Below are 15,236 nucleotides of genomic sequence, written 5' to 3'. Positions count from 1 at the left end.
ACGGCCGCGCATGACCGGGCGCGGGGACCTGGACCGTGCCGTGGCATGCTGCACGGGTGAACGACCAGGCTGACCCGCGCCGCAGGCGCAACCCGATCGGCGCCCACGTGCCCGTCGCCGCACGCGGACTCGTGGGCACCGGCCTCGCCTACGCGGACCGGATCGGGGCCGAGGCGGTCCAGGTCTTCGTCGCCAACCCGCGCGGCTGGGCCACGCCCGCCGGGAACCCGGCGCAGGACCACGCCTTCCGCGAGCAGTGCGAGCAGCGGGACCTCCCCGTCTACGTGCACGCGCCCTACCTGATCAACTTCGGCTCCGACACTGCCGCGACGCGCGAACGCTCCGCGGAGTCGCTGCGCCACTCCCTGGTGCGCGGCCGCGCGATCGGGGCGCGCGGCGTCGTCGTCCACACCGGCTCGGCCGTCGGCTCGGGACGGCGGGCGGAGGCGATGGCGCAGCTCCGGGCCGACGTGCTGCCGCTGCTGGACCAGGCGGAGGCGGACGACCTGCCGTTGCTGCTGTTGGAACCCACGGCCGGTCAGGGCGAGTCGCTCTGCTCGCGGATCGAGGATCTCGGGGAGTACGCCGCCGCGTTGGACTTCCACCCGAGGCTCGGCGTCTGCCTCGACACCTGCCACGTCTTCGCCGCCGGGCACGACCTGGCCGCACCGGGCGGCGTCCTCGCGGCGCTGGACCTGCTGGAGAAGACCTTCGGGCCGGACCGGTTGAAGCTGATCCATGCCAACGACAGCAAGGACGTCGTCGGCGCCCGCAAGGACCGCCACGCCAACATCGGTGACGGCCGGATCGGCGCGGAGCCCTTCGCCGACCTCTTCCGTCATCCGGCGACGGCCGGCGTCCCGCTCATTCTGGAGACCCCGGACCGCAGCGCGGCCCCGGGCTTCGGGCACGCGGAGGACGTGCTGACGCTGAGGCGGCTCCGGGAGAGCGCGTAGGGGCGTGTGCGAGGGCACGCGGGTGACCGAGTGCATGCTCGCACGATCGGCCGGGCCTTCCGCAGGTCAGAGGACGTCCGAGTCAGAAGCCGTCCATGTCAGAAGACGTCCGGGCACCACGGCGCGCGGTCCGTGCGCAGCACGCGCTGGGCTCGGCGCAGACCGCCGTCGCGGCGCTCCTCCAGAAGCCCTGCCTGCGCCAGCGGCCCCAGCGGCCTGTGCCCGAAGTAGACCGCCGCCAACTGGCTGACGTCCACGGCGAAGTCGACGTCCGCGTCGTCCGGCCCCGCCGGCGCGCAGCGGCCGGTGCCGTCCTCGGCGGCCTCCAGGACGAATCGGCCGGGCGTGTACCCCATGCTGTCCGCGACCTCGAAGACGACGCGGCCCGGCGTGTCGTACGTGCGCGCCGAGAAGGCCCGGGCGACGTCGAGGATGCGGACCCAGAGGAAGTCCCCGGCGCTGTTGTTGTTGTCGACGCAGGCACGCTGGTCGTGCAGGGCGAGCGGCAGCGGGGAGTCGGGGGCGAGATCCCAGACCTCGACGCGCTGGACCCAGTCGACCTCGAGCGCGTAGCGCCACAGCGCGGCCTCCGCCGCCCAGTCGACGGCGAAGTAGTCCGTCACCTTGAGGGTGACGTCGTCCGGCAGCCAGTTGCGCCAGTCGTCGTTGACCTCGTACGCGAGCAGGCCGGCAGGCACGCCCGCCGCGTCCCGGTAGAGGGCGACCAGGGGTTCCCTGAAGCCGCCGCCGGGCTGGGTGATGTCGCCGGTCTGGAGCCGCCACTTGAACGTGTCGCGGGAGACGGCTCCGGGGCGGGTGCGGCGGAAGCGCCGGTGCAGCTCGGGACCGACCGCGCGGTACTCAGCCATGCTGATCAGCTCGATCGTGCCCTCGTCGGAGGCGGCGGGGACGCGGATGCCGCCGGCCGTCCGCTTGTCGATCCGCTTGCCCTGCTGGGCGCTGGCCGGGCCGAAGCCGTAGCGGCCGTAGATGCCGAACTCGGCGGCGATCAGGATGGCGAACGCCTCGCCGCGGTCGACGGCGGCGTCGAGGTCCTGACGCATCATCCGGTTGAGCAGGCCGCGGCGGCGGTGGGTGGCGGAGACGGTCACGTTGGTGACCGCGTCGGCGATCATCGTCGCCCCGCCGGGGAGGGTCAGCTCCATGGCGAAGCTGCGGAAGGTGCCGACGCACCGCTCGCCGTCGAACGCACCGAGGGCGCGGCCGAGCTCGAAGCGCTCGCGGTGGTAGTCGGCCCAGCCGTCGCCCATGGAACGCATGAAGCCGACGTTGAGCGCCTGCCCCCAGGCGGCCAGGTCGTCGTCGCCGACGACGCGGATCTCGATCTCTGCCGGGGTCTTCGCCACCCCGCTCGCGCTGGTGCTCTGTCCCATGTTCCGCACTCTAGGAGGCCGCGCCCACAGCGGCATCCGAATTCTCAGCGCCCGTCCCGACATCGGTCCCGGCATCGGTCAGGACGTCGGTCCCGGCATCGGCCCTGGCATCGGTACCGGGTCCGGCGGTGAGGCGGGCGGCCTCGATGCGGCGGCCGGAACTGCCGCGCATCAGCCGGACGTAGCCCGCGGCCGCGACCACGCCGACGATCGCGCAGGTGAGCCAGACCGAGTCCGCGCCCCAGGCGGCGATCATGCCTCCGGCGGCCAGCGGGGCCAGGAACGAGGACGCCTGCCAGGCCAGCGAGTACGCGCCCTGGTAGCGGCCGCGGCCGTGGACCGGCGAGAGTTCCGCGACCAGCGCCTGGTTGACGGGGGTCCAGATGATCTCGCCGACGGTCCACACCACCACGCTGAACGCGTAGACGGCCATGCCGCCCGAGGTGGCTCCGGTCGCGAAGGCGCACAGCGCCGTGCCGAAGCCGAACAGCAGCGAGGCGGCGACCTGGATGCCGGTGCGCCCGCGGCCGCGGATCATCCGGGTGGCGGGGATCTGGGCGACGACGATCAGCACGCCGTTGATCGCCACGGTCAGGCCGTAGTCGCTTGCCGAGAAGCCCTGGCGGCCCATCACCACCGGCACGGCGACCTGGCCCAGCCCGATCGTCATCGCGATGAGGAAGGTGAGGCCGACCAGCGACATGAACGGGCCGTCACGGAAGACGGCGGAGAGACCGACCTTCTGCTCCGGCTCCTCCGGCGTTGTCGTGCCCCGAGGGACAGTGCCGGCCGGGTGCTCGGGGCGTGTCTCCGGGATACGGAGGAAGACCACGAGTGCGCACAGCAGCGTGGTGACCGCGTCGCCGTAGAAGAGGAGCAGATAGCCGTGCGAGGAGAGCACGCCCGCCACGGACGCGGAGACGGCGAAGCCGATGTTGATGGCCCAGTAGTTGAGGGAGAACGCGCGCACCCGGTCGGCGGCCGGCACCAGGTCGGCCATGATCGCGGAGATGGCGGGCCGGGCCGCGTTGCTGGTCAGCCCGAGGAGCCCGGCCACCAGCGCGATCATCGCCGGCTCGGTGGTGTAGCCGAGCAGCACGGTGGTCAGCGCCGCGAGCGACTGCGCCGCGAGCAGCGTCGGCCTGCGGCCGAGCCGGTCCGCGAGCACGCCGCCGCCGATCGCCCCGAAGACGCCGCCGAGCCCGAAGGCGGAGACGACGAGACCGGCCACCGCGGGGGAGTAGCCGCGGTCGGTGGTCAGGTAGAGCGTGAGGAAGGTGACGACGAAGCTGCCCAGGCGGTTGACCAGGGTGCTGGTCCACAGCCACCAGAAGGTGCGGGGCAGACCGCCGACGGATTCCCGAAGGACGGTGCGAAGTCGGGGGAGGCGGGTGGGGGCGGTGGTGGGCATAGCTGCTCCGACCTCGGCAGGTAAGTGTCAGACGAGCGAGGGGGACATTACTCGCCGATGAGACGGCGGCGCCAGTGGATTACGACCTGGACTAGGCTCGTGGCCATGGCTGATGCTCCCTACCGTCTTGTGCTGCTCCGTCACGGCGAGAGCCAGTGGAACGAGAAGAACCTCTTCACCGGCTGGGTCGACGTCGACCTGAACGAGAAGGGCGAGAAGGAGGCCGTACGCGGCGGCGAACTGCTCGCCGCCGAGGGCCTGCTGCCCGATGTGCTGCACACCTCCCTGCTGCGCCGCGCGATCCGCACCGCGCAGATCGCGCTGGACCGCGCGGACCGCCACTGGGTCCCGGTCCACCGCAGCTGGCGCCTGAACGAGCGCCACTACGGCGCGCTCCAGGGCAAGGACAAGGCGCAGACCCTCGCCGAGTTCGGCGAGGAGCAGTTCATGCTGTGGCGTCGCTCCTACGACACCCCGCCGCCCCCGCTCGCCGACGACGCCGAGTACTCCCAGGCCCACGACGTCCGCTACGCCGAGCTGCCCGCGGACATCCGTCCCCGCACCGAGTGCCTCAAGGACGTCGTCCACCGCATGCTGCCGTACTGGTACGACGCGATCGTCCCGGACCTGGCCGCCGGCCGCACGGTCCTGGTCACCGCCCACGGCAACTCGCTGCGCGCGCTGGTCAAGCACCTCGACGGCATCTCCGACGAGGACATCGCCGGCCTCAACATCCCCACCGGCATCCCGCTCCTCTACGAGCTCGACGCCGACTTCCAGCCCCTCACCAAGGGCGGTCGCTACCTCGACCCGGTGGCCGCGGCCGCGGCCATCGAGGCCGTGAAGAACCAGGGCAAGAAGTAACCTCTGCATGGAAATGCCCCCACTGCGCCGGCGGCGCAGCGGGGGCATTCTCTTTGTGGGAGTTTCTCGGAGTTCGTGCGAAGCCCCCGGTGTCCCGCGAGCTCTACTTTTCATCCCCAGTCTCATGTGGTGACTTCGGACCATCTTTTTCGATCCTGTGGAGAAGGTCCCGTAGACGCTTCTCTTCTCCGGGGGCTGCCTGAAGGTTTCGAACCGCCTCCAGAACGGCTTCGCGGAAGGCGTCGTTTCTCTCGGGCGTGTCCTTTTCGACCCTGATCGTCTGGTCTCCGACATGCAGGGAGATGCTCGGATTGCGCTTTGCGCGTCCACCTTGGACCCATGCCACGATCGACCCGGCCATGGTGGCGACCGCGCCACCCGCCCCGGCGAGGATTTCCAGAAGATCCGCCGCGCCAGCGATCATCATTCGGTCTTCGCCCCCAGGTAGACGCACGTGGTGCTGTGCAGAGCGGCCAGCAGGTACATGATCAGCGACGCCCAGGCAATGCTGTGCGGCAGGGCTTCCATGTGTGCCGGGTTGGAGGCCTCCTGGGCAACCGTGCTGTAGCGGGCGACGTCCACCACCACGAGCAGGAGGGCCCCGAGGATCAGCGTGCCCAGGAGTCCCTTGTTGTCGATCGCCTTGACGATCAAGGCGATCTCCGTGAGTCCGGCGGCCAGGAGCACGGTGGACAGCAGGAAGAGGTCGCCTTTTCCGAAGATCGAATAAAATCCCGTGTCACCGCTGCCGGACAGGTATCCCCAAAACATCGGCAGCAGCGAGAACGTCACGACTCCGCCCAGCCAGAACCAGACCTTGGTAATCGGCTTGACTTTGTCGATCGAGAGTTTGAGAGTCTCCTCCGGATCCCGGGTGGAGCTGCCGTCGGCGTTGCGTTGTGTCGCTTCGATCGCCAGTGCCAGGATCTTGGCGACTTGCCCCTCGGTGAAGCGCACTTCCCTCCGCGACCAGATTGCCACCGGCCACCCCCTGGTTCCGTCTGTCGCCCGAAGCAAGATTAGGCCACGGTGCCGGGTTGGTTCACCGGTTCGGACAGATTCCGGCGCCGCCGCGACGACGCACGCCTGTTGGGTGGACCGGCGTTTCTCGAAAAGGCCGGGCCGCGAAGAAAGCCGTCCGGCTTTGGGCCGTCCGAGGGGCGACGGCGACAGCAGTGGAAGCCGTCGATGGCTGCACCATCGGTCCGGGCCGCACGTCATGACCCGAACGACGCCGTGGGCGACGGGGCCGCACGGCGTCGTGAGGGTGCGTCAGGGACGGGATGACGCGCCGAGAGGTGGGTGTGGGTGAGGGCCGGGAACGGCCGGACCGTCAGTGTGCGCAGCAGCCTCCGCCGCACTGGCAGGTGCCGCCGGACTGGCATCCGCAGCCGCAGCCCGAGCCGCAGCCGCAGGCGCCGAGCAGCGGCAGCCGGGTGACTTCGGCCGACGCTGAAGCGATCGGCGTCGCGGCCGCGGTCGGGGGAGTCTGGGCCCTCGAGAGAGTCTGGGCCTTCGAGCGAGACTGGGCCTTCGAGAGAGTCTGGGTCATCGAGACAGGTCCTCCTCGTGCCTGGCCAGGCCCGCGTGGTCGACAGGCCTGTCTGTCTCCCAGTGAAGAGGCCCGTGTACGGAGCGTCAACGGGCGTACGGCATCACCCGTACGCCCGTTCGCGCGCCCCCGCCCCGAGCGGGGCCGACGGTCAGGAGTCGCCGGGCTCCGGGACGAAGTCGTCCGCGTGCTCGCCGGTGACCAGGAACACGACGCGCTTGGCGACCGAGACCGCGTGGTCGGCGAAGCGCTCGTAGTAGCGGCCGCAGAGCGTGACGTCGACGGCGGTCTCGACGCCGTGGTGCCAGCGGTCGTCCAGCAGGTGGGCGAAGAGCTGGCGGTGCAGCTCGTCCATGCGGTCGTCGTCCCGCTCGAGCTCGAGCGCGGCGTCGACGTCCTTGGTGGCGATGACCTGACCGGCCTTGGCGATCAGGCGCTGGGCCAGCTGGCCCATCTCCAGGATGATGGGGTGCAGGTCGGACGGGACCGCCGAGTCCGGGTAGCGCAGGCGGGCCAGCTTGGCGACGTGGCGGGCCAGGTCGCCGCTGCGCTCCAGGTCCGCGCTCATGCGCAGCGAGGTCACCACGATGCGCAGGTCGGTGGCGACCGGCTGCTGGCGGGCCAGCAGCGCGATGGAGCGGTTCTCCAGGTCGTGGTGGAGCTGGTCCAGCTTCTCGTCGGCGGCGATCACGCTCTCCGCCAGCTCCAGGTCGGCGTCGAGCAGCGCCGTGGTCGCCCGGCCCATCGCGGAGCCGGCCAGGCGGGCCAGCTCCACCAGGCCGTCGCTGATCGAGTCGAGTTCCTCGTGGTACGAGTCGCGCATGCTGCAGTCATCCCTCCTGGACGGGTGTTCGCCTACCACTGTGGGCTGCCCGGACGACCCAGGCCCGCAACCGGAGTGAATCAGCAGAGACGTGAAGGTGAATTCTCGGCGACCTCCGGCTGAGCGCATTGTCCTGGGGTTACGGCTGGTCACCGACGTGCGCTTACGCTGATTGGCATGGATGTGAACGTGGCCGCCGCCTCCGTGAGCGCGCTCGTCGGGCTCGGAGTCGGCCTCACCGCCGCGCTCGCCTTCCGCTGGAGCGAGAAGGATCACCGGCCCGCCAAGCGCAGCGACCAGCAGGAGGAGCCGGCTCTGCCGCCCGGCGTGGACACCGTGCTGTCGGTGCTGCGCTCCTGCGCCGTCGTGCTGGACGAGAGCGATCAGGTGATCAAGGCGAGCTCCGCCGCCTATGCCCTCGGGCTGGTGCGGGGCGGGGCGATCGCCGTCGACGCGATCCTCGCCATGGCTCGGCTCACCCGCCGTGACGGCGAGATACGCCAAGCCGATCTGGACATTCCCAGACGCGCCAGCGGCGGAGGCGAGGTGCTCGCGGTCTCGGTCCGGGTGGCCCCACTGGGCTCCCGGCTGGTCCTGGTGCTGGTCGAGGACCTCACCGAGGCCAGACGGATAGAAGCGGTGCGCCGCGACTTCGTCGCCAACGTCTCCCACGAGCTGAAGACGCCGGTGGGCGCGCTCTCGCTGCTCTCCGAGGCCGTCCAGGACGCCAGCGACGACCCGGAGGCGGTGCGCCGCTTCGCCGGCCGGATGCTGATCGAGTCCGCGCGGCTCACCAACCTGGTCCAGGAGATCATCGAGCTCTCCCGGGTCCAGGACGACGTGCGCTTGGTCGACGCCGAGATGGTGCCGATCGACGAGCTGGTCGCCGAGGCGATGGACCGCTGCCGCCACCAGGCCGCCGCCAAGCAGATCACCATGGCGGCCGGCGGCATCGCCGGACTCCAGCTCTACGGCAACCGCGGCCAGCTCGCCGCGGCCCTCGGCAACCTCGTCGAGAACGCCGTCAACTACAGCCCCGCCCGCACCCGGGTGGCCATCGCCGCCCGCAGGGTGCCCGGCGGCAAGCAGGACCTGGTCGAGATATCCGTCACCGACCAAGGGGTCGGCATCTCCGAGAAGGACCGCGACCGGATCTTCGAGCGCTTCTACCGGGTCGACCCCGCCCGGTCCCGCGCCACCGGCGGCACCGGCCTCGGCCTCTCCATCGTCAAGCACGTCGCCGCGTCCCACGGCGGCAGCGTGGCGGTGTGGAGCGTCGAGGGTCAGGGCTCGACGTTCACCCTGCGCCTTCCCGCGGGTAGGAACGACGAGGCGGCCAACGGGCTCGCCGCCCGGTTCGCCGACACCGACAGCGACGACGAGGGCGTCGACGGCGACGTCGACGGCATCGTCGTCGACGCTGACGCCGATGTCGACGAGATCGCCGACGACGACCTGACTGCCGATCCCACTCACCCCACTGCTCCCACCACCACCCCTGCCGCCCCGGAGGCCATGCCGTGACCCGTGTGCTTGTCGTCGAGGACGAGGAGTCGTTCAGCGACGCCCTCTCCTACATGCTGCGTAAGGAGGGTTTCGAGGTGGCCATCGCTGCCACCGGCCCCGACGCCCTGGACCAATTCGAGCGCAACGGCGCCGACCTGGTGCTGCTCGATCTGATGCTGCCCGGCCTCCCCGGCACCGAGGTCTGCCGCCAGCTGCGGGCCAAGTCCTCCGTGCCGGTGATCATGGTGACGGCCAAGGACAGCGAGATCGACAAGGTCGTCGGCCTGGAGATAGGGGCGGACGACTACGTCACCAAGCCCTACTCCACCCGTGAGCTGGTCGCCCGCATCCGCGCCGTGCTGCGTCGCCGCGGCGAGACCGAGGAGGCCAGCGGCGGTCCCGGCGCGCTGGAGGCCGGGCCGGTCCGCATGGACGTCGACCGCCACGTGGTCACCGTCGACGGCGCCAAGGTCGACCTGCCGCTCAAGGAGTTCGACCTGCTGGAGATGCTGCTGCGCAACGCGGGCCGCGTGCTCACGCGCATGCAGCTGATCGACCGGGTCTGGGGCGCCGACTACGTCGGCGACACCAAGACCCTTGACGTGCACGTCAAGCGCCTGCGGGCGAAGATCGAGCCGGACCCGGGCGCGCCGCGCTACCTGGTGACCGTGCGCGGTCTGGGCTACAAGTTCGAGCCGTGATCGGCTGAGCGCGCGGACTGCGGCGGACTGCCGCGGATCGCGGCGGATCGCGGCGAGGATTCACTCGAAAGAGGCCGAAAAGCAGAAGAGGCCGGGGCGGCACCGCACAAGCGGTGCCGCCCCGGCCTCTTCTCTGCCGCGTCCGCCGGGGGCAGACCGTAGCGGTCAGGCCCCCGGCGGTCGGTGCGTCAGTGCGTGGCGGTCGCCGAGGGCGAGGCCTTGTGGGTCTCGCCCGGCTTCTTGGTGGTGTGCGCGGCCGCCGAGGCGGAGATGGTCGGCGCGGCCGAGCCGGTCGGCAGGCCGCTCGGCAGGCCGCCCGGCGTCACCGTCGGGGACGGGGCCAGCGTCGGCAGGGACGGCGCGTACAGCGCGTACTGGCCGGTGCCGGTCTGGACCTGCGCGTCCAGCGTGACCGAGCCGGCGTTCGCGAAGACGAAGGTGATCGGGACGACGGCGCCGGCCGGCTGGTCCAGCGTGGGGACGACCGCCTTGGTGGCGTTCGGGCCCGGGTTGCCGAGGTTCAGCGCGGAGCCGGTGGCGATGGCCGTCGTGCCGGTCAGCGTGGCGGCGGTGGTGCCGACGGTGACCGAGACGAGGTTCTCGGCCTGCTGCTCGTTGTTGGCGATGCTCGCGATGACGCTGGCGGGGGCGTTGCCCTGGGCGTCGGTGACGACGGCGACGCCGTTCAGCTTCAGCTGGCCACCGCTCAGCGAGGTGGCGGCGGAGTTCGGCTTTACCTGGAGGGTCGCCGCACTGGACCCCGCAGAGCAGGCGGCGAGGACGGGGGCGATCGCGACGGCGATGACGGCGGCGACCGCGCCGCGACGAAGACTGCGGCTCACGGCGGAGAGTTCTCCTTGAACGTTTTGAGGGTTCTGGTCCGCGTTCAGATTACCGACGGCCTTTATCCGCTCCACACGGGGTCGGCCGTGTCGCAGCATCACTGCCCGGTGGACCCACCCGGACGAAGATCAGATCACGGTTGCATAACGCCCCGAGTGCAAGATCATTGCACCTCGGCGGCATCCGCGCAGGTTCGTGGACAACCGCTCCGACCTGCGAGAAGGGCTCCTCGAACAGGGGTCGCAGCATGGAACCGGGCCGGTTGTCAAGCCTGCGAACCAGCTCTGACCTGCGGAAACGCCCTTCTGGTACGGCCGCAAGCGTGTTACTCTGGAAAGCCACGGAAGGGGTACCTGTCACATGACGTTCAAGGTTGGCGACACCGTGGTCTACCCCCATCACGGGGCCGCGCTGATCGAGGCCATCGAAATTCGCCAGATCAAGGGTGTGGACAAGACCTATCTGGTGCTCAAGGTGCAGCAGGGTGACCTGACGCTGCGCGTGCCCGCAGAGAACGCTGAGTTCGTCGGCGTGCGCGATGTGGTCGGCCAGGACGGCCTGGACAAGGTCTTCGAGGTGCTGCGAGCACCGTACACCGAAGAGCCCACCAACTGGTCCCGCCGCTACAAGGCGAACCTGGAGAAGCTCGCCTCGGGTGACGTTATCAAGGTCGCCGAGGTTGTGCGCGACCTTTGGCGTCGCGAGCGCGAACGCGGGCTGTCGGCCGGCGAGAAGCGCATGCTCGCCAAGGCGCGCCAGATCCTGGTGAGCGAGCTCGCGCTCGCGGAGAACACCAACGAGGACAAGGCGGAGACGCTGCTCGACGAGGTCCTCGCCTCGTAACGGGGCCCTGTCGTTCCTGTCGTTCGTTCGTCTCAGCGCCTGGCGGTCGCATCGCCGGGCGCTGAGGCGTGCGCGGACTTCCGCGTGGAACCATGGAGCGACGGATCACGGTCCGTAGAGGTACCGGGTCCGGGTTGCCGGTCCCGTGCTGTCCGGTGCCGTACCGCTCTTTGTTCAGTGCCGGACGCCAGCGTCAAGGTGCGCTTCACGGAAGGGCGCTGAGCCCGGCACGCCTTGACCGTACCCACATCCCCGAAGGGACCAAACCTGAACGCCGCAGCAGTGGTGCCCGCAGCGGGCCGAGGCGAGCGACTGGGGCCGGGCGCCCCGAAGGCGCTGCGCGAACTCGGCGGGGTGCCGATCCTCGTCCACGCGGTCCGGGTGCTGGCGCGTTCGCGCGCGGTCGGGACCGTCGTGGTGGTCGCGCCGAAGGACGGCGTCGCGGAGGTGCGAGCACTGCTCGCCGACGCGATCAGTGAACGCGAGAGCGCCGCTCTCATCGTCGTGCCCGGCGGAGACACCCGCCAGGAGTCCGTCCGGGCCGGCCTGGCCGTGCTCCCGCCCGACGTCGACGTCGTGCTCGTGCACGACGCCGCCCGTCCGCTCGTCCCCGTCGACGTGGTCGACTCCGTCGCCCGCGCGGTCGCCGACGGCGCCGAGGCCGTCGTGCCGGCCGTCCCGCTCGCCGACACCGTCAAGCAGGTGACCCCGGCCCAGGCCGCTGGTCTGCCCGAGCCGGTCGTCGCCACCCCGGACCGTTCGACGCTGCGCGCCGTGCAGACGCCGCAGGGCTTCCGCCGCGACGTGCTCGACCGCGTCCACGCCAAGGCACTGGAGGAGGGCGTCGACGCGACCGACGACGCCGGGCTCGTCGAGCGCTTCGGCGGCCGGGTCGTCGTCGTGCCCGGTCACGAGGAGGCGTTCAAGGTCACCAGGCCGCTGGACCTCGTCCTCGCGGAGGCGGTCCTGAGCCGCCGGAGGTCCCGCGATGAGTTCTGAGACGTCCGCCACACCGGCGTTCCGGCTGCCGCGTACCGGCATCGGCGTCGACACCCACGCGTTCGCCCCGGGCCGTGAGCTCTGGGTCGCCGGGCTGCGCTGGGAGGGCTACGAGGTGGGCCTCGAGGGACACTCGGACGCCGACGTCGTCGCCCACGCGGCGTGCAACGCGCTCTTCTCCGCCGCCGGCCTCGGCGACCTCGGCGCGCACTTCGGCACCGACCGTCCCGAGTGGGCCGGCGCGGCCGGAGTGAAGCTGCTCGCCGAGGCGGCGCGGATCGTGCGCGCGGCGGGCTTCGAGATCGGCAACGTCGCGGTGCAGGTCGTCGGCCCGTACCCGAAGATCGGCAAGCGGCGGGCGGAGGCGCAGGACCTGCTCACGGCCACAGTCGGCGCTCCCGTCTCCGTCTCCGGCGCGACCACGGACGGCCTCGGCTTCCCGGGCCGCGAGGAGGGCCTGACCGCCGTCGCGACCGCGCTGGTGTACTGAACCCGGTCCGGACAGGGCCGGGCCGGGCCCCGGCTGGGGTCCGGCCGGGGCGAGACAGGGCCGGGCAGGGCCGGGCAGGGCGAAGTCCGCGAGAGCGGACGGTCCGAGGAGGGGGCCAGGGAGAGTGGTTGTGCGACAAGTTCGTCAACGCCGTGTGCCTGTCCCCCGAAGGGCGTAGGGCAGTGCCCGCTGCCCACTACCCTGGTGGGGTGAGCATTCGCCTGCACGACACCGCCTCCGGCCAGGTTCTCGACTTCGTCCCGAACACGCCGGGCTGCGTGTCGATCTACCTGTGCGGAGCGACCGTCCAGGCCGCGCCGCACATCGGCCACATCCGCTCCGGGCTGAACTTCGACATCATGCGCCGGTGGTTCACCCACCGCGGCTACGAGGTCACCTTCATCCGGAACGTCACCGACATCGATGACAAGATCATCGCCAAGTCGCGTGAATTCGGCCTGCCCTGGTGGCAGATCGGCCACGCCAACGAACGCGCCTTCAACGAGGGCTACGACGCGCTCGGCTGCCTCCCGCCGACCGCCGAGCCCCGCGCGACCGGGCACGTCACCGAGATGGTCGAGATGATGCAGGTGCTCATCGAGCGCGGCAACGCCTACGCCACGCCCGAGGGCAACGTCTACTTCTCCGTCACCTCCTTCCCCGACTACCTGGCGCTCTCGCACCAGGAGTTGGAGAACCTGCGCCAGCCCGAGAGCGAAGGCGAGACCGGCAAGCGCGACCCGCGCGACTTCGCCATGTGGAAGGCCGCGAAGCCGGGCGAGCCCAGCTGGCCGACCCCGTGGGGCGACGGCCGTCCCGGCTGGCACCTGGAGTGCTCCGCCATGGTGCACAAGTACCTCGGCCCCGCGTTCGACATCCACGGCGGCGGGCGGGATTTGATCTTCCCGCACCACGAGAACGAGATCGCGCAGTCCAAGGCGTACGGCGACGAGTTCGCCACCTACTGGCTGCACAACGCCTGGGTGACCCTCAGTGGCGAGAAGATGAGCAAGTCGCTCGGCAACTCGGTGCTGGTCTCCGAGATGACGGCCAAGTGGCGGCCGATCGTGCTGCGCTACTACCTCGGCACGCCGCACTACCGTTCCACGATCGAGTACAGCGAGGAGGCGCTGCGCGAGGCGGAGACCGGTTTCAACCGGATCGAGTCCTTCCTGCAGCGCGTCGTCGAGCTGCACGGCGCGGTCGAGCCCGCCGCCGACGTGCCCCCTGCCTTCGCCGAGGCGATGGACGAGGACTTCGGCGTGCCCGGAGCGATGGCGATCGTGCACACCGCCGTCCGGCAGGGCAACGCGGCGCTCGCCGCGGACGACAAGGAGAGCGCGGTCGCGCGTATGTCCGAGGTCCGTGCGATGCTCGGTGTGCTGGGCATGGACCCGCTCGACCCGTTCTGGGCCGGCCCGGGCTCCGGCGAGGACCTCCACGGCGTGGTCGACTCGCTGGTCCGGATCGTCCTGGAGCAGCGCCAGGCCGCCCGCGAGCGCAAGGACTGGGCGACCTCCGACGCCATCAGGGACCGCCTCGTGCAGGCCGGGCTCAACATCGAGGACCGCGCGGACGGCTCGCGCTGGACCCTCAACAAGTGACCACGTCCACGTGATCACATCCCACGTGACCACGTCGCAGGACCAGTAGGAAACAGGAAGCAGGACAGCACCCATGGCCGGCAACAGCCAGCGCAGGAACCGCCGCAACCCCGGATCGAAGAAGGGCGCGTCGGTCGGCACGGGCGGCCACAGCCGTCGGGCGCTCGAGGGCAAGGGCCCGACGCCGCCCGCCACGGCGCGTAAGGGCCACCCGAAGCAGCGCGCCGCGAACGCCGCCGCCAAGCGCGCCGCCGACGCCAAGGCGCGGGGCGGCATGCGCCGCGGCGGCGTCCAGGGCCGCACCGGCAAGTCCGGTGCGGAGCTGGTCTACGGCCGCAACTCCGTGCTGGAGGCGCTGCAGGGTGACGTCCCCGCGTCCGCCCTCTACGTCCAGCAGTTCATCGACAACGACGACCGCGTCCGCGACGCGCTCTCGCTCGCCACCGAGCGTGGCGTCCCGCTGATGGAGGCCCCGCGCCCGCAGCTGGACAACCTCGCCGAGGGCCACAACCACCAGGGCCTGATCCTCCAGGTCCCGCCGTACGAGTACGCCCACCCGGACGACCTGCTGTCGGCCGCGGACGTCAACAAGGACGCGCCGCTGATCGTCGCCCTGGACGGGATCACCGACTCGCGCAACCTGGGCGCCGTGGTGCGGTCCGTGGCGGCCTTCGACGGCCACGGCGTCGTGGTCCCGGAGCGCCGCTCCGCGGGCATGACCGCCGGCGCGTGGAAGACGTCCTCGGGCGCGGCGGCGCGCGTTCCGGTCGCCCGCGCCAGCAACCTGACGCGTGCGCTGGAGGCGTACAAGAAGGCCGGCCTCTTCGTCGTCGGCCTGGCGGCGGACGGAGAGCACAACCTCGTCGACCTGGACGCGCTCACCGGTCCGGTCGTCGTGGTGATGGGCTCGGAGGGCAAGGGCCTGTCCCGACTCGTCGCCGAGACCTGCGATCTGACGGTCCGTATCCCGATGCCGGGTCAGGCGGAGTCGCTCAACGCCGGTGTGGCGGCGGGCATCGTCCTCTACGAGGCGGCCCGGCTGCGTGCGGCTGCGCGGTAAGGCGCGGCGCGGGGGCTGAAGCGAGGCAAGGGCTGAAGTGAGGCGGGGCGCGCGAGTGCCGGGCGTGCGCCCGGCCGCGCGCCCCGCGGCATGTTCCGCAAGTCGTCCGGGAGCAGTGCCGCAGTGCCGCAGTGCGCGGACGTAGTGCGGAAGTCGTGCGACTGGTACGGCATCTGATGGTGCGACCGGC

The 15,236-nt window shown here is 71.0% G+C and carries 15 protein-coding genes; 9 read left to right on the top strand and 6 right to left on the bottom strand.

Annotation, left to right across the window (positions count from 1 at the left end):
- Positions 1–56: 56 nt before the first annotated feature.
- Positions 57–956 carry a deoxyribonuclease IV gene (locus TR50_RS02370; protein WP_042413035.1) on the top strand — a complete coding sequence of 300 codons (900 nt, stop codon included), beginning with the start codon at positions 57–59 and terminating at the stop codon, positions 954–956.
- A gap of 98 nt (positions 957–1,054) precedes the next feature.
- Here the strand turns inward: TR50_RS02370 and TR50_RS02365 are convergent, their stop codons facing one another.
- Both TR50_RS02365 and TR50_RS02360 read right to left on the bottom strand, forming a co-directional pair.
- Positions 1,055–2,350 carry a GNAT family N-acetyltransferase gene (locus tag TR50_RS02365; RefSeq protein WP_042413033.1) on the bottom strand — a complete coding sequence of 432 codons (1,296 nt, stop codon included), beginning with the start codon at positions 2,348–2,350 and terminating at the stop codon, positions 1,055–1,057.
- Between the two features lie 10 nt (positions 2,351–2,360).
- Positions 2,361–3,761 carry an MDR family MFS transporter gene (locus tag TR50_RS02360; RefSeq protein WP_063774976.1) on the bottom strand — a complete coding sequence of 467 codons (1,401 nt, stop codon included), beginning with the start codon at positions 3,759–3,761 and terminating at the stop codon, positions 2,361–2,363.
- A gap of 105 nt (positions 3,762–3,866) precedes the next feature.
- On the opposite strand from TR50_RS02360, the gene TR50_RS02355 reads away from it, so the two are divergent.
- The gene (locus tag TR50_RS02355) at positions 3,867–4,625 is read left to right on the top strand and encodes a phosphoglyceromutase (RefSeq protein ID WP_042413332.1); all 759 of its coding nucleotides are present in this window, start codon (positions 3,867–3,869) and stop codon (positions 4,623–4,625) included.
- 103 nt (positions 4,626–4,728) lie between these two features.
- Here the strand turns inward: TR50_RS02355 and TR50_RS45215 are convergent, their stop codons facing one another.
- The 3 genes from TR50_RS45215 to phoU all read right to left on the bottom strand — a co-directional run bounded on the left by TR50_RS45215 (position 4,729) and on the right by phoU (position 7,000).
- The gene (locus tag TR50_RS45215) at positions 4,729–5,052 is read right to left on the bottom strand and encodes an effector-associated constant component EACC1 (RefSeq protein ID WP_152648207.1); all 324 of its coding nucleotides are present in this window, start codon (positions 5,050–5,052) and stop codon (positions 4,729–4,731) included.
- Positions 5,049–5,582, bottom strand: coding sequence for a hypothetical protein (locus TR50_RS02350; RefSeq protein WP_042413031.1), 534 nt, complete (start codon positions 5,580–5,582; stop codon positions 5,049–5,051). Before TR50_RS02350 ends, TR50_RS45215 begins: the two co-directional genes overlap by 4 nt.
- 746 nt (positions 5,583–6,328) lie before the next feature.
- On the bottom strand, positions 6,329–7,000 hold the full coding sequence (gene phoU / locus TR50_RS02345) for a phosphate signaling complex protein PhoU (RefSeq protein WP_042413029.1): 672 nt from the start codon (positions 6,998–7,000) through the stop codon (positions 6,329–6,331).
- Between the two features lie 177 nt (positions 7,001–7,177).
- Here phoU and TR50_RS02340 point away from each other — a divergent pair, with 177 nt between their 5' ends.
- Positions 7,178–8,524, top strand: a complete 1,347-nt coding sequence (locus TR50_RS02340) for a sensor histidine kinase (protein WP_042413027.1) — start codon at positions 7,178–7,180, stop codon at positions 8,522–8,524.
- 5 nt (positions 8,525–8,529) lie between these two features.
- On the top strand, positions 8,530–9,207 hold the full coding sequence (phoP, locus tag TR50_RS02335) for a two-component system response regulator PhoP (RefSeq protein ID WP_500799095.1): 678 nt from the start codon (positions 8,530–8,532) through the stop codon (positions 9,205–9,207).
- 188 nt (positions 9,208–9,395) lie between these two features.
- On the opposite strand, the gene TR50_RS02330 is transcribed toward phoP, so the two are convergent.
- On the bottom strand, positions 9,396–10,049 hold the full coding sequence (locus TR50_RS02330) for a hypothetical protein (protein WP_042413024.1): 654 nt from the start codon (positions 10,047–10,049) through the stop codon (positions 9,396–9,398).
- Positions 10,050–10,410: 361 nt separating this feature from the next.
- On the opposite strand from TR50_RS02330, the gene TR50_RS02325 reads away from it, so the two are divergent.
- The 5 genes from TR50_RS02325 (at position 10,411) to rlmB (ending at position 15,046) form a co-directional block, all read left to right on the top strand.
- Positions 10,411–10,893 (top strand): CarD family transcriptional regulator, encoded by a 483-nt coding sequence (locus TR50_RS02325; RefSeq protein WP_042413021.1) that lies wholly within the window; start codon positions 10,411–10,413, stop codon positions 10,891–10,893.
- A 234-nt stretch (positions 10,894–11,127) separates the two neighbouring features.
- The gene (gene ispD, locus TR50_RS02320) at positions 11,128–11,892 is read left to right on the top strand and encodes a 2-C-methyl-D-erythritol 4-phosphate cytidylyltransferase (protein WP_042413019.1); all 765 of its coding nucleotides are present in this window, start codon (positions 11,128–11,130) and stop codon (positions 11,890–11,892) included.
- Positions 11,882–12,382: a 2-C-methyl-D-erythritol 2,4-cyclodiphosphate synthase gene (ispF, locus tag TR50_RS02315; RefSeq protein WP_042413017.1), complete on the top strand. Its 501-nt coding sequence runs from the start codon at positions 11,882–11,884 to the stop codon at positions 12,380–12,382. Before ispD ends, ispF begins: the two co-directional genes overlap by 11 nt.
- Positions 12,383–12,591: 209 nt before the next feature.
- On the top strand, positions 12,592–13,986 hold the full coding sequence (gene cysS / locus TR50_RS02310) for a cysteine--tRNA ligase (protein WP_042413016.1): 1,395 nt from the start codon (positions 12,592–12,594) through the stop codon (positions 13,984–13,986).
- A 73-nt stretch (positions 13,987–14,059) separates the two neighbouring features.
- Positions 14,060–15,046 (top strand): 23S rRNA (guanosine(2251)-2'-O)-methyltransferase RlmB, encoded by a 987-nt coding sequence (gene rlmB / locus TR50_RS02305; protein WP_042413014.1) that lies wholly within the window; start codon positions 14,060–14,062, stop codon positions 15,044–15,046.
- Positions 15,047–15,236: the final 190 nt, after the last annotated feature.

The organism is Streptacidiphilus anmyonensis, from assembly GCF_000787855.1.
Lineage (GTDB): Bacteria > Actinomycetota > Actinomycetes > Streptomycetales > Streptomycetaceae > Streptacidiphilus > Streptacidiphilus anmyonensis.
The sequence above is the reverse complement of the archived record's forward strand: the minus strand, read 5'-3'. Positions and strand labels throughout refer to the sequence as shown.

Excerpts from the sequence above, each read along its gene's own strand:
- TR50_RS02365 (WP_042413033.1), bottom strand. The coding sequence starts at position 2,350 with ATGGGACAGAGCACCAGCGCGAGCGGGGTGGCGAAGACCCCGGCAGAG.
- TR50_RS02360 (WP_063774976.1), bottom strand. The coding sequence starts at position 3,761 with ATGCCCACCACCGCCCCCACCCGCCTCCCCCGACTTCGCACCGTCCTT.
- TR50_RS02355 (WP_042413332.1), top strand. The coding sequence starts at position 3,867 with ATGGCTGATGCTCCCTACCGTCTTGTGCTGCTCCGTCACGGCGAGAGC.
- TR50_RS45215 (WP_152648207.1), bottom strand. The coding sequence starts at position 5,052 with ATGATGATCGCTGGCGCGGCGGATCTTCTGGAAATCCTCGCCGGGGCG.
- phoU (WP_042413029.1), bottom strand. The coding sequence starts at position 7,000 with ATGCGCGACTCGTACCACGAGGAACTCGACTCGATCAGCGACGGCCTG.
- TR50_RS02340 (WP_042413027.1), top strand. The coding sequence starts at position 7,178 with ATGGATGTGAACGTGGCCGCCGCCTCCGTGAGCGCGCTCGTCGGGCTC.
- TR50_RS02325 (WP_042413021.1), top strand. The coding sequence starts at position 10,411 with ATGACGTTCAAGGTTGGCGACACCGTGGTCTACCCCCATCACGGGGCC.
- ispF (WP_042413017.1), top strand. The coding sequence starts at position 11,882 with ATGAGTTCTGAGACGTCCGCCACACCGGCGTTCCGGCTGCCGCGTACC.
- rlmB (WP_042413014.1), top strand. The coding sequence starts at position 14,060 with ATGGCCGGCAACAGCCAGCGCAGGAACCGCCGCAACCCCGGATCGAAG.